Below are 20,519 nucleotides of genomic sequence, written 5' to 3' on the forward strand. Positions count from 1 at the left end.
CGCGCTTGCATCATACAGCCCGCGTCGCACGCCGCGACAGGCGCTGCACGACCATGTGCTTCGGCGTAGATTGACTGGTGATCCACGCGCGAGTGTCGCGCCGCAGCATTCAGGCCGTTACCGGGAAACACGTTGCGCAGTCTATTTTGATCGGTTAGATTTCAGTCCAGTTTGGTGTAGTGGATACTACACGAACGGTGAGTGACCGCAACATTCAAAAAAGCGGATCATGCGAAAGTCCCTGAAAAAAGGGCTATTCGTCAACCGGGCAGGACCGATTGTAATGTCGTCGTATGGGAACCCCACCATGACAGAACATACGAAGGTCGATTTCGGTGCGGAGCGCGTCGACGGCGAAACCGCCTCGACGCCGGGTCCCACCGTGCTCGAAAAAGCGGCGCCGCGCAGTGAGCGGATGGCCTCGAACAAGATCGAATGCAATGCGTGTCCGGTGTTGTGCCAGATATCGGAGGGCCGCACTGGTGCATGCGATCGCTATGCCAATGCGGACGGCCGGCTGATTCGCGTCGACCCGGTGGTGTTTCTTTCGCGAGCGGCTGCATCGTCCGAAGCGGGCGCAACCAGTACGGATGCCACGGTCGAATTTGGTGCATCGTCCGAAGCGCATGATTCCGTCGCGGAACAGGCGCTGTTCGTCACCGGTGTCGGCGCATCGTCCACTTATCCCGACTACAAGCCCGCGCCGTTTATCGTGGCTTCGAAGCTGGACGATGTCGACATGATTACCGTCGTCACCGAGGGCATTTTCAGCTATTGCAGCTTCAAGGTGAAGATCGATACCGACCGCTTTCTCGGACCGGAGCAATCGAACGTGCGCTGCCAGGGCGAGATCGTCGGCCACGTGACCACCGCGGAGTACGGCTCGCAGATGCTGAGCCTCGGCGGCGTCCATCATCTGACCGGCGGCAGCAAGAAGGAAGGCCGCGTGACTTGCGACATGATGCTCGCGCTCGGCAACAAGGAAGCGGTGGCGCTGACCATCGACGGCGGCGCGAGCCTCGTGATTCGCGCGGGGGCGGCGCCGCTTGTCGACGGCGTCGAAGAGCAGCGCATGCGGGTGGGTTGCGGCTCGGCGACCATCGGCATTTTCGCGAAACAATGGTTCGGTCATGCCGATGAAGTCGTCGTGGTCGACGATCACATCACCGGCGTGCTGACCGAACACCAGGCGGGCCGATGTCTAGGCATGACGCGTTCAGGTCTGAAGATTCGCGGGCGCAAATCGACGCCGGGCCGCTATTTCCAGGTGGCGAATCCCGGCACCGGCTGGGGCGGCACCGACATTCAGGACCCGCTGGCGATCGTCGAGGGCTTCGACCCGGCGGTGGCCAAACCCGGCATGCGCCTGCTGATGGTGTCGACCACCGGTGAACATGCGCAGTGGTACGAACTCGATCGCGATCTGGTGCCGCGCGTGGCGCCCATGCCCGACGCGGTGCGCCGCACGGTCGATCGGATCGGCGAGAATTGCGAGCCGTCGCTCGCGACGGTGCTGTTTCTCGGCGGCGCGGGCGGCAGTCTGCGAGCGGGGGCGACGGAGAATCCGGTGCTGCTGACGCGCGCGATCAAGCGCAAACTCGTGAACGTGACCTGCGGCGGCGCGCCGGCCTATGTGTGGCCGGGCGGCGGCATCACGGTCATGGTCGATGTTTCGCGTATGCCCGATCGGTCGTTCGGCACTGTGCCGACGCCCGCGATCGTTGCGCCGATCGAATTCACCATGACGTACGACGCGTATCGCGACCTCGGCGGCCATCTCGACGCGGTGCGTTCGCTGGCGAGCGTGCTGGCAAACGGACCGGACCACACGGAAGGTGCGCCGCTCGCGCGCCGCACGTTGCCGCGCAATCCCGACAACCCGTGGCCGCCCGCCATGCCGCCGATGCCCGGATGATGGGGATGGGGACGATGAGCGCAACCCGCACTCGACTCGACGCGGCACGCTGGCATTGGCAGCATGGCCCGATCGATCTGATTCTCGGCGCCGACGGCGAACCCTCGGCGGTGCAGGCCGCGTATGAGGCCTGCTGGACGCGTTTTGTCGGCGTGTTGCCCGAGTTGGTCGGCGAACTCGAGCTGCTTCGGCAAGCACTGCCGAGCCAGGCCGCCGGCAGCGAATGCGGGTTGAAAGGCGAAGTGGCCCGCCGCATGTGGCGCGCGTGTTTTCCGCACCGCGCCCGCTATATCACGCCGATGGCGGCTGTGGCGGGTAGCGTCGCCGATGAACTGATCGCGGCGTTCGCGCGGCCTGGCGTCGCGCGCGCGTTCATCAACAATGGTGGCGATATCGCGTTGCATTTGACCGAAGGACAGCAGTATCGCGTCGGCGTATTTGCCGACCTCGCCGACCTCGCCGAACGTTCAGGCGCAAGGCTGACGGGCGAGCAGGCGCTCGACGCCAACCTGACGCTCGAGCCCGGCTTGCCGATCCGCGGTATCGCCACGAGCGGCTGGCGTGGCCGCAGCTTCAGCCTCGGTATCGCCGACAGCGTGACCGTGCTCGCCTGCAACGCCGCCACGGCCGACGCCGCTGCGACGATGATCGCCAACGCCGTCGATTGCGATTACGCGGGCATCGTGCGCCGTCCGGCGTCGTCGTTGAAGGACGATAGCGATCTCGGCAACATGCCGGTAACGGTCGAGGTGCCACGCTTGCCGCCGCCGCTGATCGATCTCGCGCTGACCCGTGGCGCCGAGGCGGCGCAGCGCCTGCACGAACGAGGCTTGATTGAAAGCGCCGCGCTGTTCCTGCAAGGGCGGGTGCGTGTCGTCGGCATGACTCGGCAAGGCGATGCGCTTCTGACGCATCGTGCCCAACCACCAACGGAGGCTCCGTGTTCGAAATACGCCGCGTGCTGACGCACGTCGAAGACATCTTTCACGAGTTCGGCCCCGCGCCCGCGCAGCCGTTGCGTCGCGGCGCGATTGCCGCGGTGATGACGAACCCGTTCGCCGGACGCTACGAAGCCCACATCGAACCCGCGATGGAAGCGCTCAAGCCGATCGGCTTCGATATGGCGCAGCGGCTGCTTGCGGCGATGGCCGTGCCGCACGCGTCGATCGAGAGCTATGGCAAAGGCGCGATCGTCGGCTCGCGCGGCGAGCTCGAACACGGCGCGCTATGGCATGTGCCCGGCGGCTATGCGATGCGTGAGCTGCTGGAGAAAAACGGCGTACCTACCAATGCGATCGTGCCGTCCACCAAGAAAGTCGGCGCGCCTTCCACCGCGCTCGACGTGCCGCTCACGCACGTCAACGCGAGCTACGTGCGCAGCCATTTCGATGCGATCGAAGTGCGCGTGCCTGGCGCGCCGGCCGCGGATGAGCTGGTGGTTATCCTCGTGATGAGCACCGGGCAGCGCGTGCATGCGCGCGTCGGCGGTCTTGCGAAAGAGGCGATTGTCGGCAAGGACGGCTTGCGCTGAGTGCTTGCTGAACGCCTGCTGAACGACGAACCGGATATAAGCAACGAACATAGGCAACGAACACAAGCAGCGGATAGACGCAACGCGAGCACCCAAATACGGAGAGCGAAATGGCAATCAAGCTTCGCAAGCTGGTCGTGCAGGTCGATGAAACACGCATTGAAATGGGGCAGACCGTCAACCCGCCGGCACGCCGTGCGGTGGCGATCGCGGTCATCGAGAATCCGTACGCGGGCCGCTACGAGGCCAGGCTCGACGCGCTGATCGAAGCCGGCGAGGAACTGGGCGGCCTGCTCGGCAACAAGTGCGTCGAAGCGCTCGGCATCAAGCCGTCCGAAGCGCAGAGCTATGGCAAGGCGGCGATCGTCGGCGAGGCGGGCGAACTCGAACACGCGGCGGCGATCCTGCATCCGAAGCTCGGCGCGCCGCTGCGGGTGGCGGTCGAGAAGGGGGCGGCGCTGGTGCCGTCGGCGAAAAAAATGGGCACGCTCGGCACCGCGATCGACGTGCCGCTCGGCCACAAGGACGCCGCCTTCGTGCGCAGCCATTTCGATGCGATCGAGGCGCGCGTGGCGGATGCGCCGCGCGCCGGCGAAATCGTCGTGGCGGTCGCGGTAACGGCGTCGGGAAGGCCGCTGCCGCGCATCGGCGGCTTGCAGGTCAGTGAGATCAAGGGCGAAGACGGTTTGCGTTGAGTTATTGTGCTGGCTCCCGAAGGGGACTTCCTTCGGGGCGTATTGTCTTGCCGTTGACGCGTGCGTGCGGGGTGCCGCACGCGTTGCAACGTCTGCTGTCCGTTCGTCGCGTGTCGAGCGCGCTTTAGACGCGATGGTCGAATAGCAAGCTGCCGAGGGTCACGATGCTTTCGAATTTGCTGGTACAGCTGGTCAACGGACTCGCCGACGCGTCGACGCTGTTTCTGGTCGCCGCCGGCTTGTCGCTGATCTTCGGCGTGACGCGCATCGTCAACTTTGCGCACGGCTCGTTCTATATGTTCGGCATCTATGTCGCGTATAGCATGGCGAGCCGTTTCGGCCATACCGTGGGCGGATTCTGGTTGTCGGTGCTGGCGGCGGCGCTGGTCGTCGCGGTGCTCGGCGCGCTGGTCGAAATGATCGTGTTGAGGCGTATTTATCAGGCGCCCGAGCTGTTTCACCTGCTGGCGACGTTCGCGCTCGTGCTGATCTTTCGCGACGCCGCCTTGTGGCTGTGGGGCCCGGAAGACCTGTTCGGCCCGCGCGCGCCGCATCTGGCGGGCGCGGTCGATTTCCTCGGCCATCCGCTGCCCACGTACGATATCGCGCTGATCGTGATCGGGCCGGTGGTGTTGCTGCTGCTGTGGTACGCGTTGACGCGCACGCGCTGGGGCACGCTGGTGCGCGCGGCGACGCAGGATCGCGAGATGCTCGGCGCGCTCGGCATCAACCAGGCGTGGCTGTTCACCGGCGTGTTTTTCGTCGGTGCGTTCCTCGCCGGGTTGGGCGGCGCGCTGCAAGGGCCGCGGATGTCGGCGAATCTGTCGCTGGATCTGGAGACGATCGGCAACGCGTTTGTCGTGGTGGTGGTCGGCGGGATGGGGTCGATCCCGGGTGCGTTTATCGCCGCGTTGCTGATCGCGGAGATCAAGGCGCTGTGCATCGGCATCGGACATGTCACGGTGTTCGGTATCGATCTGTCGTTGAGCCGCTTTACGCTGGTCGCCGAGTTTGTCGTGATGGCGGTGGTGCTGGTGGTGCGGCCCTGGGGCCTGCTTGGCCGGGCGAGCGCGGCGGTGCGGGGCATGGCGGCGCCGGAAGCGTCATTGCGGCGGGCCGGCAAGCGTCTGAAGTGGCTGGCGGGGCTCGCGTTGATGGTGCTCGTATTGGCGCCGCTCGCGGCGAACGCGTTTCCCTACTTGCCCGTCCTGCTCGTTGAAATCCTGATCGCCGTGCTGTTTGCAACGAGTCTGCATTTCATCATGGGGCCGGGCGGCATGCATTCGTTCGGCCATGCCGCTTACTTCGGCCTCGGCGCCTACGGCGCGGCGCTGTTCCTCAAAGTCCTGAATCTGCCGATGGAAGCCGCGCTGCTGCTCGGCCCTTTGCTCGCGGTGGCCGGCGCGCTGGTATTCGGCTGGTTTTGCGTGCGCCTGTCCGGCGTCTACCTCGCGATGCTCACGCTCGCGTTCGCGCAGATCGTCTGGTCGGTGGTGTTCCAGTGGGACGACGTGACGGGCGGCAGCAACGGCATTCTCGGGTTGTGGCCGTCGAGCTGGCTGGGCTCGCCGGTGGCTTATTACTACGTGACGCTGGCCTGCGCGGTGCTCGGCGTGTGGCTGTTGCGCAAGATGCTGTTCTCGCCGCTGGGCTATGCGATGCGGGCGTCGCGCGATTCGGTGTTGCGCGCGGAAGCGATCGGCATCGACGTGAAACGCGTGCAATGGGCAGCGTTCGTGATCGCCTCGCTCTTTTGCGGGCTCGCGGGATCGCTGTATGCGTTCTCCAAGGGCACCATTTCGCCGGAAGTCATCAGCGTCAGCCGCTCCGTCGACGGCCTCGTGATGGTGCTGCTCGGCGGCTTGCAGACGCTGACAGGGCCGCTTGTCGGCGCAGCGGTGTTCACATGGTTGCAGGACACGGTCGCGCGGCAGACCGATTACTGGCAGGCGCTGCTCGGCCTCGCGATTCTGCTGCTGGTGATCGCGTTTCCGCAGGGGATTGTCGGCTTCGTGCGCGAGCGTTTTGGCGACGACACCGCCTCGGAAGACAGCATCAACTCGCCGCCGCGGGCAGCCGCGGTCAAGGAGGGGCTATGAGCTTGCTGCGGGTCTGCGGCCTGTCCAAATCGTTCGGCGGCCTGAAGGCGGTCGACGACGTTTCCTTCGATCTCGAAGCCGGTCAGCTGCTCGCTCTGCTCGGCCCGAACGGCGCGGGCAAGTCGACCTGCTTCAACATGGTCAACGGCCAGTTGCAACCGTCGTCCGGCTCGATCCGGCTCGACGATCACGAACTGGTCGGCATGCGTGCGCGCGATATCTGGCGGCTGGGCGTGGGCCGCACGTTCCAGATCGCCGCGACCTTCAACTCGATGACCGTGCTGGAAAACGTGCAGATGGCGCTGGTATCGCGTGAACGCAAGCTATTCGGCCTGTGGAAATCCGCAGGCTCGCGCTATGCCGACGAAGCTTTCGCGTTGCTCGAACAGGTCGGCATGGCCGCCGACGCGCATCGCGCTTGCGGCGTGCTCGCTTATGGCGACGTCAAGCGCGTCGAACTTGCCATCGCGCTGGCCAACCGCCCGAAGCTGCTGCTGATGGACGAGCCCACCGCCGGCATGGCGCCGAAGGAGCGCAACGATCTGATGGCATTGACCAAACGTCTCGTCACCGAACACCGGATCGGCGTGCTGTTCACTGAACACAGCATGGACGTCGTATTCGCGTACGCCGATCGCCTGATCGTGCTCGCGCGCGGCAAGCTGATCGCCGAAGGGGATGCGGAAACGATCCGCAATGACACGCGCGTGCAGGAGGTCTATTTCGGCACGGGCAAAACTTTCCGGCCACACGCGCCGCTGCAGGAAATCGCGAGCGGCCAGCCGGCGCCAGGAGGCGCGCTGCAATGAGCGAGCCGATGCTGAAAGTCTCCGGCCTCAACGCGTTTTATGGCCGCGCGCATATCCTGTTCGACGTCGGCCTCGAAGTCGGCCGTGGCGAAGTGGTGGCGCTGATGGGCCGCAACGGCGCCGGCAAATCGACGACGATGAAAGCGGTCATGGGTTTGCTGCCGCGCCGTCAGGGTGAAGTGCGTTTTCGCGGGCAGAACATCACGACGCTGCCGCCGTATCGCATCGCGCGGATGGGCATGGGCTTCGTACCGGAAGACCGCCGCGTGTTTGCCGATCTGACCGTGATGGAGAACCTCGACACGGGCCGTCAGCCGCCGCGCGAAGGCGCGCCGCAATGGACGCCGGAAAAACTGTTTCGCCTCTTTCCGAACCTCGGCGAAATGCCGAAACGTCCAGGCGGCCAGATGAGCGGCGGCGAACAGCAGATGCTGACCGTGTCGCGCACGCTGATGGGCAATCCCTATCTGGTGCTGCTCGACGAACCTTCCGAGGGCGTGGCGCCCGTGATCGTCGAGCAGATGGCGAACATGATTCTCGAACTCAAGCGCGAAGGGCTGTCGATTCTGTTGTCCGAACAGAACCTGCACTTCGCCGAACTGGTCAGCGACCGCGCGTATGTGCTCGAAAAAGGGCAGATCCGTTTTAGCGGCACGATCGGCGAACTCGCAAAGAACGAAACAGTCAGGCGCGCTTATCTGAGCGTGTGATTCCATCGGCGGCGAGGCGTGCTCGGTACGCATGCGTGCGGCGCGGGACAGTGGTTGCGACAGGAGAAGCAGATGGCAGCAGAGACGTTGACAGGCTTGTCGGGCAAGGTCGCGGTAACGAACATCGGCTTGCTGTTGTCCGGCGACATCGATCGGCCGATTCTCGACGCCGACACGCTGGTGATCGACGACGGCGTGATCGTCGCGCTCGGCATGAAGAAGGATTGCGACCTCGAAGGCGCGCGCACTACCGTCGATTGCAAAGGCACCACCGTGGCGCCCGGCCTGATCGATTCGCACGTGCATCCGGTGTTCGGCGACTGGACGCCGCGCCAGAATCAGATGGGCTGGATCGAGTCGAATCTGAACGGCGGCGTCACCACGATGATCTCGGCCGGCGAGGTGCATTTGCCCGGCCGCCCGAAAGACGTGCTCGGCGTGAAAGCGCTCGCGATCACCGCGCAACGCTCGTTCGAAGGGATGCGCGGCGCGGGCGTCGGCGGCGGTGTGAAGGTGATGGCCGGCGCGCCGGTGATCGAGAAGGGCATGGTCGAGGAAGACTTCAAGGAGCTGTCTGAAGCAGGCGTGAAGCTGCTTGGCGAAGTCGGTCTCGGCAGCGTGAAGGGCGGCGAGGAAGCGGCGCAGATGGTCGCGTGGGCGCGCAAGTATGGGATTCAAAGCACGATTCATACGGGCGGTCCGTCGATTCCGGGCTCGGGGCTGATCGACCGGGATGTGGTGCTCGCCGCGGATGCCGACGTGATCGGCCACATCAACGGCGGCCATACGTCGCTGTCGTACCGGCATGTATGCGATCTGTGCGAGCAGTCGAGCCGCGCGCTGGAGATCGTTCACAACGGCAACGAGCGGATCGCGTTGCTCACCGCGCGTCACGCGGTCGAATTGAAGTGTCCGCATCGGATCATTCTCGGCACCGACAGCCCCGCGGGTTCCGGCGTACAACCGCTCGGCATTCTGCGGATGATCGCGTTGATCGCGAGCCTCGCCGATGTACCCGCTGAAATCGCCTTCTGCTTCGCGACCGGCAATACGGCGCGGCAACGCAATCTGCGTCAGGGCCTGATCGAGGTGGGCCGTCCCGCCGACCTGGTATTCATGGACCGCGCGCAGCATACGGCCGCCGATACGCTGCTCGAAAGCGTGCAGCTCGGCGATATTCCGGGCGTCGGCATGGTGATGATCGACGGTCTGATTCGCTGCCGCCGCAGCCGCAATACACCGCCGGCGACCGAAGTGCCGGAGGTGATCTGAGCGCGCGGCGCGCACTGTGAGTGGCACTTTCATGAACCGCCCGGCGACGCTCACGCTGAAGGTGAACGGCGCGACGCATCTCGTCAGCGCCGCGGCCGACACGCCGCTGCTTTATCTGCTGCGCAACGACCTCGCGTTGAACGGGCCGAAATTCGGCTGTGGTCTCGGCGAATGCGGCGCGTGCACGGTGCTGCTCGACGGCATGCCGACGCGTTCCTGCGTGACGACTGCGAAGGTCGCGTTGGGCCGCGAGATCACCACGCTCGAAGGATTGGGCACGCGTGCCGCACTGCATCCGGTGCAGCAGGCGTTCATCGAAGAACAGGCCGCGCAGTGCGGCTATTGCCTGAACGGCATGATCATGACGGCCAAAGCGTTGCTCGATCGCGATCCGCATCCGGGCGTCGACACGATCCGGCGCGAGTTGTCGCGCAACCTGTGCCGCTGCGGCACGCACGTCGAGATCGTGCGAGCGGTGCAGCGCGCGGCGGAGTTGCTCGCGGCGCAAACGGTCGCAGGAACGGTCGCAGGAACGGTCGAACAACCGGTCGCACAAACGTCTGCGCAATCAGACGCGCAGACAGGAGCGCGAGCATGACAGGGCCGGATTTCAGCGTCGATCGCCGGTCCGCGCCGCCGTCGCGGCAGCAACTCCATGACGCGCAGAACGTGCTGATCGTCACGCGGCCGCCGCAAGCGCCGCTGAAGCCCGCCATCGGCCAGCCGGGGTCGCGTTCGTCGTTTGTGCCTACGGAAGCAGAGCTGTTTCTCGTCGTGCGCGACGACGGCAGTGTGGTCGCGTTCAACGGTCATGTGGATCTCGGCACGGGCATCGGCACTGCGCTCGCGCAGATCGTCGCGGAAGAACTCGACGTGCCGTTGACGCGCGTGTCGCTCGTGCTTGGACATACCAGCGAGGCGCCGAACCAGGGGCCGACGATTGCGAGCGCAACGATCCAGATTTCGGCGGTGCCGCTGCGTCAGGCGGCGGCGCAAGCCCGGCAGTTTCTGGTGGCGGAAGCGGCGCGGCGCCTGAATGTGAGCGCGGATGCGTTGGACGTGCGCGACGGTGTGGTTTTCCGCCGCGCCGGCGCCGGTTCTGGCGCCGCTTCCGGCGATGTCGAAAAAGGCGTCGGCTTCGGCGAGTTGATCGCGGGACGGCGCATCGAATTGACGCTCGCGGCCGATGCGCCGTTGAAATCGCCGGACACGTACAGGATCGTCGGTACGAGCACGCCGCGCGTCGATATTCCCGCCAAGGCCACGGGCGAATTGAGCTTTGTCCATGACGTGCGCGTGCCGGGCATGCTGCACGGCCGGGTGGTGAGGCCGCCGTATGCGGGCGTCGCGCAGGGCGAGTTCGTGGGCAATAGCTTGCTGCATGTCGATGAAGACTCGGTCAGCGATTTGCCGGGCATCGTCAAGGTGGTGGCGATTCGCGACTTCGTCGGTGTCGTGGCCGAGCGCGAGGAAGTTGCGCAACAGGCGGCGAAGCGGCTGAACGTGCAATGGAGAGCGGTGCAAGGTTTGCCGCCGCTCGAAACCAGCGAGGAAGTAGAGGCTGCGTTACGCGCGAATCCGTCGACGCGGCGCGATCTGGTGATCGACGGCGATGTCGATGCGGCGCTCGGCGCTGCCGGCGCCCGTACGTTCGAACGCACGTACGTATGGCCGTTCCAGATGCATGCGTCGATCGGGCCGTCGTGCGCGGTGGCCGACTATCGCGACGGTGCGCTGAAGGTCTGGTCGGGCACGCAGAATCCGCATTCGCTGCGCGCGGATCTCGCGTTGCTGATGACGCTCGACGAAGCCCGCATCGAGATCGTGCGGATGGACGCGGCGGGCTGCTACGGCCGCAATTGCGCGGACGATGTCGCCGCCGACGCCGCGCTGCTGTCGCGCGCGTCCGGCGCTCCGGTGCGCGTGCAACTGTCGCGCGAAGACGAGCATGCGTGGGAACCGAAGGGCGCCGCGCAATTGATGGACGTGCGCGGCGCTTTGGACGCCGAAGGCGCGCTCGCGGGATACGACTTCGCGACGCGTTATCCATCGAACGACGCGCCGACGTTGGCGTTGCTGCTGACCGGCACGCTCTCCCCGCAGCCACAAGTGTTCGAAATGGGCGACCGCACGGCGGTGCCGCCGTACGACTACCGCACGATGCGCATCGTCTGCGACGACATGCCGCCGATCGTGCGGGCGTCGTGGTTGCGCGGCGTGTCCGCGTTGCCGAATACGTTCGCGCACGAATCGTTCATCGACGAACTCGCGGCCGAGGCGGGCGTCGATCCGGTCGAGTTTCGCCTGAAGCATCTGACCGATCCGCGCGCGATCGATCTGGTCAAAGCGGTGGCGGCGAAGGCGGGTTGGGAGCCGCGCAACGTCGCGCTGAAAGAGGCGGACGAAGGCGACGTTGCGCGCGGCAGAGGGTTCGCTTATGCCCGCTACGTGCACAGCAAATTTCCCGGCTTCGGCGCGGCGTGGTCCGCGTGGGTCGCCGACGTCGAAGTCAATCGCAGGAGCGGTGAACTCGCGGTAACGCGCGTGGTGGTCGGCCAGGACACCGGCACGATGGTGAATCCGGACGGCGTGCGCCATCAGATCCACGGCAACGTGATCCAGGCGACCAGCCGCGCGTTGAAGGAGCGTGTGACTTTCGGCGAAAACGCGGTGACGAGCCAGGAGTGGGGCGCGTATCCGATTCTGACGTTCCGTGAAGTGCCGGTGATCGACGTGGTGATGATGCCGCGCCACGGCGAGCCGCCGATGGGCACCGGCGAATCGGCGTCGCTGCCTGGCGCGGCGGCGATCGCCAACGCGTTGTACGACGCGACCGGCGTGCGTTTTCGCCGCCCGCCGTTCACCCCCGAAACGATTCGCGCCGCGCTCGCCGATGCGCAGGCGGAGGACGCGGCGGCGCGCAAGAAGAAGCGCCGGCGGCTGGGCTTTCTCGGCGCGCTGGCGACCGGCGCGGCCGGCTGGCTCGGCGCATTGGCGTTGGCGCCGCAGGCCATCGCACCGATCATGCCGATCACGCCGCCGCTGGCGAGTGCTTTCGCGCCGGAATGGGTGGCGCGCGGCAAACTGCTCGCTGCGCTGGGCAATTGCGCGGTTTGCCATACCGCGCACAACGGCGTGCCGAACGCCGGCGGCAAGCCGCTCGACACGCCGTTCGGCACCGTCTACAGCACCAACATCACGCCCGACGGACAGACCGGCATCGGCACGTGGTCGCTGGAGGCGTTCGTGCGGGCGATGCGCCAGGGCATCAGCCGCGACGGACATCATCTGTATCCCGCGTTCCCGTACACGTCGTTCAGGAACACGTCCGACGACGACCTGAAAGCGCTCTACGCGTACCTGATGTCGCAAACGCCGGTGCGCTCGCGACCGCCGGAAACGAAGCTGGCGTTTCCGTTTAGCGTGCGTCCGCTGATGAGCGCCTGGAACGGGCTGTTCCTCGGCCGCAATACCTTCGCTGCCGACGCCACGCAAAGCGCGCAATGGAATCGCGGCGCCTATCTGGTGAACGGCCTTGGCCATTGCAGCGCGTGCCATACGCCGCGCAACGCGTTCGGCGCGGAGAAAACCGGCGCGGCCTTCTTGGGCGGCGGCATGGCGGAAGGCTGGGATGCGCCCGCGCTGACGACGCTTTCGAACGCGCCCGTGCCCTGGACCGAGGACGAACTGTTCAGCTATTTGCGCTTCGGTCACGCGCCGCTGCATGGCGTGGCGGCTGGCCCGATGGCGCCCGTCGTCGGCGATCTGGCGGCCTTGCCCGACAGCGATATTCGCGCGATGGCCGCTTATCTGGCGTCGCTCAATCCGCTCGAGCCCAATGCCGATCCGCAGGCCGTGGCGCGTCAGCACGAGCAGGCCAGCGCGATCGCGGAACCCGGCGCGCGCACCGGCGTGGCCACGGCTTCCGGCCTCGGCGCACGCCTCTTCGACGGCGCGTGCTCCGCCTGTCATCACACTGGAAGCGGGCCGCAACTGTTCGGCGCGCATCCGTCGCTGGCGCTCAACACGAATCTGCACAGCGCCACGCCCGACAATCTGATTCGCGTGATTCTCGAAGGCATCGGCTCGCCTGCCCGGCCGGAACTCGGTACGATGCCGGCTTACCGCGACAGTTTCAACGACGCTCAGGTGGCCGAGCTCGTGACGTATCTGCGCCAGCAGTTTGCCGGCGGCAGGCCTGCATGGCAGGACGTCAGGGCGAGCGTTGCCCGAATTCGCGCGACACCGCGAGTCGATTGAATCGCCCGACGTTTGAACACTTGATAAAAATGACCGGCATTCCCGCAATTCTTTTGATAACGGAGAAACGCATGACCACGCGCGCAGGATGGATCACTCGCCTCACGGTTTCGATGACGTTCTCGCTTGCTGCTTTCGGCGCGGGCGCACAGACCATCAAGCTTGGCGAAATCAACAGCTACAAGGCGCAGCCCGCCTTTCTCGGGCCCTACAAGAACGGCTGGAATCTCGCGCTCGAACAGGTGAACGCGGCGGGCGGCGTGCTCGGCAAGCAGCTCGAAGTGGTGTCGCGCGACGACAACGGCAATCCCGGCGACGCGATCCGCGTCGCGCAGGAGCTGATTGCGGGCGAGCAGGTGCAACTGTTGTTTGGCGGCTTCCTGTCGAACACCGGCCTCGCGCTGACCGACTTCGCGAAGCAAAAGAAGATTTTCTTCCTGGCCGCCGAGCCGCTCACCGACAAGATCGTGTGGGCCGACGGCAACAAATACACGTACCGTCTGCGTCCTTCGACGTATATGCAGGTTGCGATGCTGGTGCCGGAAGCCGCGAAGCTGAAGAAGAAACGTTGGGCGCTGGTGTATCCGAACTACGAGTATGGACAATCGGCGGTGGCGACGTTCAAGAAGCTGTTGACGGCTGCGCAGCCCGACGTGGAATTCGTCGCGGAGCAGGCGACGCCGCTTGGCAAGGTCGACGCGGGCGCGGTGACGCAGGCGCTTGCCGACGCGAAACCCGACGCGATCTTTAACGTGCTGTTCGGCGCCGATCTTGGCAAGTTCGTCCGCGAAGGCAATACGCGCGGCTTGTTCAAAGACCGGAGCGTGGTGTCGTTGCTGACCGGCGAGCCGGATTATCTCGACCCATTGGGGGCGGAAGCGCCTGGCGGCTGGATCGTGACGGGCTACCCCTGGTATTCGATCGACACGCCGGCCAACAAGAAGTTTGTCGACGCGTATCAGGCGAAGTATCACGACTATCCGCGACTGGGGTCTGTGGTCGGCTATTCTGCTCTGATGTCGATTGCCGCCGGGATCAAGAAAGCGGGTTCTACCGATCCTGACAAACTTGCCGCTGCGTTCAAGGGGCTCGGGGTTGAGACGCCTTTCGGCCCGATTACCTATCGGGCGCAGGATAATCAGTCGACCATGGGGGCTTATATCGGCGTCACTGGCGTGAAGGATGGGAAGGGCGTCATGACTTCTTATCGCTATATCGACGGCGCCAGCGTGCAGCCTTCGGATGCCGAGGTCAAGAAGCTGCGGGCGGCTGAATAAGGGCGTTTTTTGCGCGTAGCGCGTGCTGGCTTATACGCCATGAAAACCCAGCCAACGTGCCGCGAAGGCAAGCAGATCGGGAACAAGCCGATGCTGCGGCAAGCACCGGCTGCTACGCGCAAAAACTACTCTTCTGCATCGTGCTCGATAACAAACCGCTTCAGATAAGCCAGCACGGCGGCTTCCATCGCCCGATGGTCAGCGGTGCTCTTGGACCCGGCATTCTCCTCGTCGCCGAACAGGCTGGAAGGCGCATCATGCACATCCACTTCCTGGCCTTCGCGAAACACGCGAATCTCATGAACCTCTTCGGCGTACTCGGCGATCCAATGCACACCTTCGATATGCACGCCTGCGCGAACGGTGGGTATCTTCATGGACGTCTCCCGGCGGGTCGGACCACGGCGCCGACCCTCGCTATCACCATACGCTGTCCGGCTAGCCGGCGCGAGTCTTGTCCGGTATTTTCCTGAAGTTTCACCACGCCGCGGGCGCGCGTCCCGCGCACCGCGGTCTTGCCAGCTTCTTACTGCACCGTCGCCAGCACGTCGCGCACGGTCTTGAAGAGGTGCGCGATCTGTTCTTCGTCGATGATGAGCGGCGGCGAGAACGCGAGGATGTCGCCGGTAAAGCGCACCAGCACGCCCGCTTCGAAGCACTTCACGAACGCTTCGTACGCCCGCGCGCCCGGTGCGCCGTCGCGCGATTCCAGTTCGACGCCCGCGATCATGCCGAGATTGCGGATGTCCTTCACATGCTTCGCATCGCGCAGCGTGTGAGCCGCCGCTTCGAAGGTCGGTGCGAGCGATGCCGCGCGCTCGAACAGGCCTTCGCGGCGATACAGGTCGAGCGTCGCAACCGCTGCGGCAGCCGCGGCCGGGTGCGCCGAATAGGTATAACCGTGGAACAGTTCGATCGCGCCTTGTGCGCCGCTGTTGACGATCGTGTCGTGGATCGTGCGGCTCGCCGCCACCGCGCCCATCGGGATCGCGGCGTTGTTGATCGCCTTCGCCATCGTCAGCAGGTCCGGGGTCACGCCGAAGTACTCGCTCGCCGTCGCTTTGCCGACGCGGCCGAAACCGGTAATCACTTCGTCGAAAATCAGCAGGATGCCGTGCTTCGTGCAGATCTCGCGCAGCTTCTGCAAATAGCCTTGCGGCGGAATCAGCACGCCCGTGGAGCCCGCCACCGGTTCGACGATCACCGCGGCGATCGTCGACGCGTCGTGCAGCGCGACGATGCGTTCGAGTTCTTCGGCCAGATGCGCGCCCCACGCCGGCTGGCCCTTCGAAAACGCGTTGTGTTCGAGGTTGTGCGTGTGCGGCAGATGATCGACCGCCGGCAGCAGCGCGCCGGAGAACGTCTTGCGGTTCGGCGCGATCCCGCCGACCGAAATGCCGCCGAAGCCCACGCCGTGATAGCCGCGCTCGCGGCCGATCAGACGCGTGCGCTGGCCTTCGCCGCGGGCACGGTGGTATGCCAGCGCGATTTTCAGCGCGGTGTCGACCGATTCGGAACCGGAATTCGTGAAGAAGATCCGGTCGAGCCCGTCCGGCATCAATTCGGCAACCTTCGACGCCGCTTCGAACGCGAGCGGGTGGCCCATCTGGAAGGTCGGCGCGAAGTCGAGCGTGGAGAGTTGCTGGGTGATCGCGGCGACGATTTCATCGCGGCCGTGGCCGGCGTTCACACACCACAGACCCGCGCAGCCGTCGAGCACTTCGCGCCCGTCCGTGCTGCGGTAATACATGCCCTTGGCCGATTCCAGCAGGCGCGGCGCAGCCTTGAACTGACGGTTGGCGGTGAAGGGCATCCAGAAAGACGACAGGTCGTCGATGACGGGGCGCGAAGTCATGGTTTTCTCCTCGAAGTGGTAGCGAAACTGTAGCGTCCGCGGTTTAATGGCGGCATAAACAGTTGCAGCAGTGTGGTGCTAACTGTATTGGTGAAATGACGATAACTGTGCCGATTGGTTGGGCGCTCCTGCCGCCCGTGCGAGGCCGGTCGGACCTGACCGGCTGCGCCCGCCGGCAGCACCTCGCTGGCCTCACCTCGCCGGTAGCACAAACCTCCGTCCTTACATGATCGAACTGGAACTTGAACGCGACCGCCGCGCCGCCCCGACGCTCGTCGAGCAGGTCGTGCAGGGCTTTGCACGCGCGATCGAGGCGCAATCGCTGCGCGCCGGTGCGCTGTTGCCGTCGGTGCGTCAGTTGGCGCAAAGCCACGCATTGAGCACCTTCACGGTCACAGAGGCCTACAACCGACTGGTTTCGATGGGCCTCGTGGTCGCCCGGCGCGGCTCGGGTTATCGCGTGGCGGCGCGCACGCCGTCCGCGCGGGTCGCCCCGACCGACTGGCAACCGCCGAGCCTGACCGCGACGTGGCTGCTCTCCGACGTGTTCGCCGATCACTCGGTGCCGATCAAGGCGGGCGGCGGCTGGCTGCCGAACGAGTGGATCAACGAGACCGGTTTGCAGCACGCGCTGCGTGCGATGAGCCGGGTGCCGGCGGCGCGGCTGGGCGATTATGGGCACCCGTACGGTTTCGCGCCGCTGCGCGAGCGGATCGCCGAGCAGCTCGACCGGCGCGGCCTGCCGGTCGACGTCTCGAACGTGTTGCTCACGCAGGGCGCCACGCAGGGGCTGGATCTGATCGTGCGCACGCTGCTGCGGGCGGGCGACGCCGTGATCGTCGAAGACCCCGGCTACTGCAATCTGCTGCAGATTCTCAAGCTGGCCGGGCTGGTTGTGCACGGCGTGCCGCGCACGCCGGCCGGCGTCGATACCGACGTGCTCGAAACGCTGGTCGCGCAGCACAAGCCGAAAGCGATCTTCGTCAACACCACGCTGCAGAATCCGACCGGTGCGACCTTCGGCATGTCGGCCGCATTCCGTCTGCTGCAGATCGCGGAGCGCCAGCGGATGTGGGTGATCGAAGACGACGTCAGCCGTGAACTGGCGCCGCCGGGCGCGCCGCTTTTCGCCGCGATGGAAGGCTTGCAGCGCGTGCTGTATGTAGGCGGTTTTTCGAAGACGGTGACGCCGGGGCTGCGCTGCGGCTACGTGGTTGCCGAGCGCGCGGTGCTGCGCGAACTTGCGCGCACGAAGATGGCGGTGGGGTTGACGTCGTCGGAAGCGATCGAGCGGATCGTCGACAAGGTGCTGCTCGAGGGGCGCTACGCGCGTCACGTCGAAGCCGTGAACGAGCGGCTCAAGGCGGCGCACGCGATTGTGGAAGAGCGGCTCGATTCGCTCGGCCTCGAACTGTTTCACCGGCCGCGCGCCGGCCTGTTCCTGTGGGCGCGCCTGCCGATCGAGCCGGAGCGGGCCGGCGAAGTGGCGACAGCCGCGCTCACGCACGGCATCTGGCTCGCGCCCGGCTCCTATTTCCGCCCCGACGATGCGCCGAGCGCGTGGTTCCGTTTCAATGCGCCGTACTCGACCGACGACGCGTTGTGGCGTTTCGTCGAACGGGTTGGCCGGGACTCGGGGCAGGGCGCCGTATAGGCCGCGCTGACGGGCGCCGGGCTTAGGCGAGCAGCTTCAGCGCGACCGGGTACAGCGTCAGCACCAGCAGCAGCGCCATCACCACGTTGAAGATGCGCAGCCGCTTCGGGTCCGACAGCACGCGCCGCATGGCCGTGCCGAAGCCCGCCCACAGGCAGATGCAGGGGAAGCCGACCACGTAGAAAATGATCGCCATCGCGAGTGCGTTGAGGCTGTAGCTCTCGCTGAGATGGATGGTGGTGGCGGCGGTCAGCACCATCATCCATGCCTTCGGATTCACCCACTGGAAAGCGATGGCCTCATGAAACTTCATGGGCCGGCGTTCGCCCTTCTTCACCTTCAGTTCGCCCGACGTGCCGATTTTCCACGCGAGATACAGCAGATAAGCGACGCTCGCGACTTCGAGCACCGTATACAGCACGGGAAAGTGCACGAAGGCTTCGCCGAGGCCGATGCCGACCGACAGCATCAACAGCACGACGCCCGCACTGATGCCCGACAGATGCGGCAGCGTGCGGCGAAAGCCGAAGTTGACGCCCGAGGCCAGCAGCATGGTGTTGTTCGGACCGGGCGTGATGGTGGTGACGAGCGCGAACAGAATGCCGGCGGGCAACGCGCTGAGACTGAGGAAAGACATGGGGGGCTCCGGTGTCGATAGAACTTTCAGAGATTCTAGCGACCCGGGCCGGTACAGTACCGGTACGGATTTTAAGATGGTGTCCGGTACGGATGGAGAGGGGCTGCTGAGGGGCGCGAGCGCGTTGCTCGCCACAGTCGTGCAGACCCGCTGCATGAGTATCAGTGCCGTCCGGATGGACGGCTGCAACCAGGACCTTTGAACTATCGCAACGTGAAGGTTGGCGAACCGGGGGCCGCGAGGCATGACAGGGCCACGGATTTGCTACGGTCTAGGTTTTATGACTGGACTTCCGCGGCGACCCCAGCTTCAACAGTCCTTGGCGATTCGGAAGTGTTCGAAAGGTAGGAAATCAACGAAACCTGATCTTCGGCGAGCCGTCCCGGTAAAGCGGCCTTAACAAACTCGAACCACGCCTGAACCTTGGGCTCGCCATAGTGCGCAGAAGGACACAGCACGTACACGTTTCGGGTTGCCAGCCGATACTGGGGCAAAACCCGAACCAGGGCACCGCTGCGCAATGCGGGCAGAGCCCGCGATAGAGACAGCTGACCGATGCCGCCTCCCCCCTGTATTACGTTGACCAGTACGTCGGTCGTATCAGTCAATAACCGGGTCTGGTCGCAGCGAAACACTTCAGGTCCGGCAAGTCCTTCGAACAGCCATGGCTCGGAAGCGTCGTCCATACGCTTGAGTTGCAAGCAGCTGTGACCGCGAAGTTCGCTTATTGTTTCGGGGACACCATGGCTCGCCAGATAAATCGGTGATGCGCACAGTACGGTACTGGTTGCCCCGGCGCGCTCAAACACCATGCTCTCGATTTGCGGGACAGAATTGCAGAGAAGTATCGTGTCGTGAGTATCCAAAGCTGCATCCAGACTCCCGCCCACGAGCGACGTTTGGACCGTTACCTCGGGATAACGCGCTTGATAGGCGTTAATGAGCCACGCGAGATGGTGAGCATCGAACGTCGGATCCACACCGATTCGTAACGTACCAACCGGCTTGGCGCACAGACCGGCCGCCTCGGCTTCCGCCAGTTCCAGGCGGTCAAGGATGAACTTGCTGTGCACCAGGTATCGGTCGCCTGCCGCAGTCAAAGCCACGCTGCGGGTTGTGCGGCGTAACAGGCGCAAACCCAGGTGTGTCTCCAGCTCCGCGATGGCGCGCGATACCTGTGGCGTGCTAACTCGCATCTGTCGCGCTGCTGAGGTAAAGCTGCTTGCATTTGCGACGGCCACGAAGGCGCGGATACTTTGCAATATGTCCATTCACATTCCGCTGCAATTCAGATAAGCCCCGACTTCATGTCCGATCGACTGCACAGCGGGTAGTAGGCGAGCATGCAGACTCCGCTCCGCATGATCATTTCGCATCTTTGGAGGATGCAAAAGAATCCTATGGCTATTCATTTCCCGACTGTGCGAGAAGGTATGAACTGAAGCGAGATGGTCCCCCGCCGTTTCAAGAGCAAACCCTTCAAGTCTCTGCGTTCTCGCTCCGTCGCACATCGGAAACCAAGTTTGACAGAACAAAATTCCTGTCACCATTTTGCATGATGTGATTCTCACCACCTCGTTCACTTGGTCAAAGTAAGCTGCGGATGATTCTTTTGTCGGGATAGCCTGACCAGTGGTAATCCATATGCCGACATAATTGATCTTATGTACTGACGCCTTCCTTTCAGTATTAGTTAGCATTTCGATGTAAAGCTATCAGTGCTCTGTCATGGAAGAGTCTTTATGAATCCGGTGATGCACTCCGATTCCGCTGAGTCTGATCGTTTACTGGCGCATGTTCATGAC

General features: G+C 64.6%; 16 protein-coding genes. 12 read left to right on the forward strand and 4 right to left on the reverse strand.

Translation table 11 applies throughout. The features are described from left to right. Positions 1–307: 307 nt before the first annotated feature. The 11 genes from DLM46_RS08620 to DLM46_RS08670 all read left to right on the forward strand — a co-directional run bounded on the left by DLM46_RS08620 (position 308) and on the right by DLM46_RS08670 (position 14,568). A complete protein-coding gene (locus DLM46_RS08620) occupies positions 308–1,915 on the forward strand; it encodes a 6-hydroxynicotinate reductase (RefSeq protein ID WP_115100361.1) in 1,608 nt (535 codons plus the stop codon). Between the two features lie 14 nt (positions 1,916–1,929). Beyond that, positions 1,930–2,880, forward strand: a complete 951-nt coding sequence (locus tag DLM46_RS08625) for a UPF0280 family protein (protein ID WP_115100612.1) — start codon at positions 1,930–1,932, stop codon at positions 2,878–2,880. Then, positions 2,856–3,446: an amino acid synthesis family protein gene (locus DLM46_RS08630; protein WP_115100362.1), complete on the forward strand. Its 591-nt coding sequence runs from the start codon at positions 2,856–2,858 to the stop codon at positions 3,444–3,446. Before DLM46_RS08625 ends, DLM46_RS08630 begins: the two co-directional genes overlap by 25 nt. A 110-nt stretch (positions 3,447–3,556) precedes the next feature. Continuing rightward, on the forward strand, positions 3,557–4,141 hold the full coding sequence (locus DLM46_RS08635; protein ID WP_115100363.1) for an amino acid synthesis family protein: 585 nt from the start codon (positions 3,557–3,559) through the stop codon (positions 4,139–4,141). A 164-nt stretch (positions 4,142–4,305) separates the two neighbouring features. Beyond that, positions 4,306–6,240, forward strand: a complete 1,935-nt coding sequence (locus DLM46_RS08640) for an ABC transporter permease (protein WP_115100364.1) — start codon at positions 4,306–4,308, stop codon at positions 6,238–6,240. After that, complete coding sequence (locus tag DLM46_RS08645; RefSeq protein ID WP_115100365.1) at positions 6,237–7,049, forward strand: ABC transporter ATP-binding protein; 813 nt, start codon at positions 6,237–6,239, stop codon at positions 7,047–7,049. The genes DLM46_RS08640 and DLM46_RS08645 overlap by 4 nt, the downstream gene beginning before the upstream one ends. Beyond that, on the forward strand, positions 7,046–7,759 hold the full coding sequence (locus DLM46_RS08650; RefSeq protein WP_115100366.1) for an ABC transporter ATP-binding protein: 714 nt from the start codon (positions 7,046–7,048) through the stop codon (positions 7,757–7,759). Before DLM46_RS08645 ends, DLM46_RS08650 begins: the two co-directional genes overlap by 4 nt. A 72-nt stretch (positions 7,760–7,831) precedes the next feature. Continuing rightward, the gene (locus DLM46_RS08655; protein WP_115100613.1) at positions 7,832–9,031 is read left to right on the forward strand and encodes an amidohydrolase family protein; all 1,200 of its coding nucleotides are present in this window, start codon (positions 7,832–7,834) and stop codon (positions 9,029–9,031) included. Between the two features lie 31 nt (positions 9,032–9,062). Beyond that, positions 9,063–9,629, forward strand: coding sequence for a (2Fe-2S)-binding protein (locus DLM46_RS08660; protein WP_115100367.1), 567 nt, complete (start codon positions 9,063–9,065; stop codon positions 9,627–9,629). Then, on the forward strand, positions 9,626–13,291 hold the full coding sequence (locus DLM46_RS08665; RefSeq protein ID WP_115100368.1) for a molybdopterin cofactor-binding domain-containing protein: 3,666 nt from the start codon (positions 9,626–9,628) through the stop codon (positions 13,289–13,291). Before DLM46_RS08660 ends, DLM46_RS08665 begins: the two co-directional genes overlap by 4 nt. A gap of 71 nt (positions 13,292–13,362) precedes the next feature. Continuing rightward, the gene (locus DLM46_RS08670) at positions 13,363–14,568 is read left to right on the forward strand and encodes an ABC transporter substrate-binding protein (RefSeq protein WP_115100369.1); all 1,206 of its coding nucleotides are present in this window, start codon (positions 13,363–13,365) and stop codon (positions 14,566–14,568) included. A 125-nt stretch (positions 14,569–14,693) separates the two neighbouring features. Here DLM46_RS08670 and DLM46_RS08675 read toward each other — a convergent pair whose 3' ends face one another. Both DLM46_RS08675 and aptA read right to left on the reverse strand, forming a co-directional pair. After that, complete coding sequence (locus DLM46_RS08675) at positions 14,694–14,945, reverse strand: hypothetical protein (protein ID WP_115100370.1); 252 nt, start codon at positions 14,943–14,945, stop codon at positions 14,694–14,696. Between the two features lie 149 nt (positions 14,946–15,094). Beyond that, positions 15,095–16,423: an omega-aminotransferase AptA gene (aptA, locus tag DLM46_RS08680; protein WP_115100371.1), complete on the reverse strand. Its 1,329-nt coding sequence runs from the start codon at positions 16,421–16,423 to the stop codon at positions 15,095–15,097. A 226-nt stretch (positions 16,424–16,649) separates the two neighbouring features. Between aptA and DLM46_RS08685 the strand changes: the two genes are divergently transcribed. Continuing rightward, a complete protein-coding gene (locus tag DLM46_RS08685) occupies positions 16,650–18,077 on the forward strand; it encodes an aminotransferase-like domain-containing protein (protein ID WP_115100372.1) in 1,428 nt (475 codons plus the stop codon). A gap of 22 nt (positions 18,078–18,099) precedes the next feature. Here DLM46_RS08685 and DLM46_RS08690 read toward each other — a convergent pair whose 3' ends face one another. Together DLM46_RS08690 and DLM46_RS08700 are read right to left on the reverse strand one after the other, a co-directional pair. Beyond that, a complete protein-coding gene (locus tag DLM46_RS08690) occupies positions 18,100–18,714 on the reverse strand; it encodes a LysE family translocator (RefSeq protein WP_115100373.1) in 615 nt (204 codons plus the stop codon). Between the two features lie 278 nt (positions 18,715–18,992). Then, a complete protein-coding gene (locus DLM46_RS08700; RefSeq protein WP_115100375.1) occupies positions 18,993–19,985 on the reverse strand; it encodes a LysR family transcriptional regulator in 993 nt (330 codons plus the stop codon). Positions 19,986–20,519 lie beyond the last annotated feature (534 nt).

Origin of the sequence: Paraburkholderia lacunae, from assembly GCF_003353175.1 — a bacterium.
Taxonomy (GTDB): domain Bacteria; phylum Pseudomonadota; class Gammaproteobacteria; order Burkholderiales; family Burkholderiaceae; genus Paraburkholderia; species Paraburkholderia lacunae.

What these genes read in the sequence shown, in the direction of transcription:
- DLM46_RS08620 (WP_115100361.1), top strand. Translation starts at nt 308, where the DNA reads ATGACAGAACATACGAAGGTCGATTTCGGTGCGGAGCGCGTCGACGGC.
- DLM46_RS08625 (WP_115100612.1), top strand. Translation starts at nt 1,930, where the DNA reads ATGAGCGCAACCCGCACTCGACTCGACGCGGCACGCTGGCATTGGCAG.
- DLM46_RS08635 (WP_115100363.1), top strand. Translation starts at nt 3,557, where the DNA reads ATGGCAATCAAGCTTCGCAAGCTGGTCGTGCAGGTCGATGAAACACGC.
- DLM46_RS08640 (WP_115100364.1), top strand. Translation starts at nt 4,306, where the DNA reads ATGCTTTCGAATTTGCTGGTACAGCTGGTCAACGGACTCGCCGACGCG.
- DLM46_RS08645 (WP_115100365.1), top strand. Translation starts at nt 6,237, where the DNA reads ATGAGCTTGCTGCGGGTCTGCGGCCTGTCCAAATCGTTCGGCGGCCTG.
- DLM46_RS08650 (WP_115100366.1), top strand. Translation starts at nt 7,046, where the DNA reads ATGAGCGAGCCGATGCTGAAAGTCTCCGGCCTCAACGCGTTTTATGGC.
- DLM46_RS08655 (WP_115100613.1), top strand. Translation starts at nt 7,832, where the DNA reads ATGGCAGCAGAGACGTTGACAGGCTTGTCGGGCAAGGTCGCGGTAACG.
- DLM46_RS08660 (WP_115100367.1), top strand. Translation starts at nt 9,063, where the DNA reads ATGAACCGCCCGGCGACGCTCACGCTGAAGGTGAACGGCGCGACGCAT.
- DLM46_RS08665 (WP_115100368.1), top strand. Translation starts at nt 9,626, where the DNA reads ATGACAGGGCCGGATTTCAGCGTCGATCGCCGGTCCGCGCCGCCGTCG.
- DLM46_RS08670 (WP_115100369.1), top strand. Translation starts at nt 13,363, where the DNA reads ATGACCACGCGCGCAGGATGGATCACTCGCCTCACGGTTTCGATGACG.
- DLM46_RS08675 (WP_115100370.1), bottom strand. Translation starts at nt 14,945, where the DNA reads ATGAAGATACCCACCGTTCGCGCAGGCGTGCATATCGAAGGTGTGCAT.
- aptA (WP_115100371.1), bottom strand. Translation starts at nt 16,423, where the DNA reads ATGACTTCGCGCCCCGTCATCGACGACCTGTCGTCTTTCTGGATGCCC.
- DLM46_RS08685 (WP_115100372.1), top strand. Translation starts at nt 16,650, where the DNA reads ATGATCGAACTGGAACTTGAACGCGACCGCCGCGCCGCCCCGACGCTC.
- DLM46_RS08690 (WP_115100373.1), bottom strand. Translation starts at nt 18,714, where the DNA reads ATGTCTTTCCTCAGTCTCAGCGCGTTGCCCGCCGGCATTCTGTTCGCG.
- DLM46_RS08700 (WP_115100375.1), bottom strand. Translation starts at nt 19,985, where the DNA reads ATGGACATATTGCAAAGTATCCGCGCCTTCGTGGCCGTCGCAAATGCA.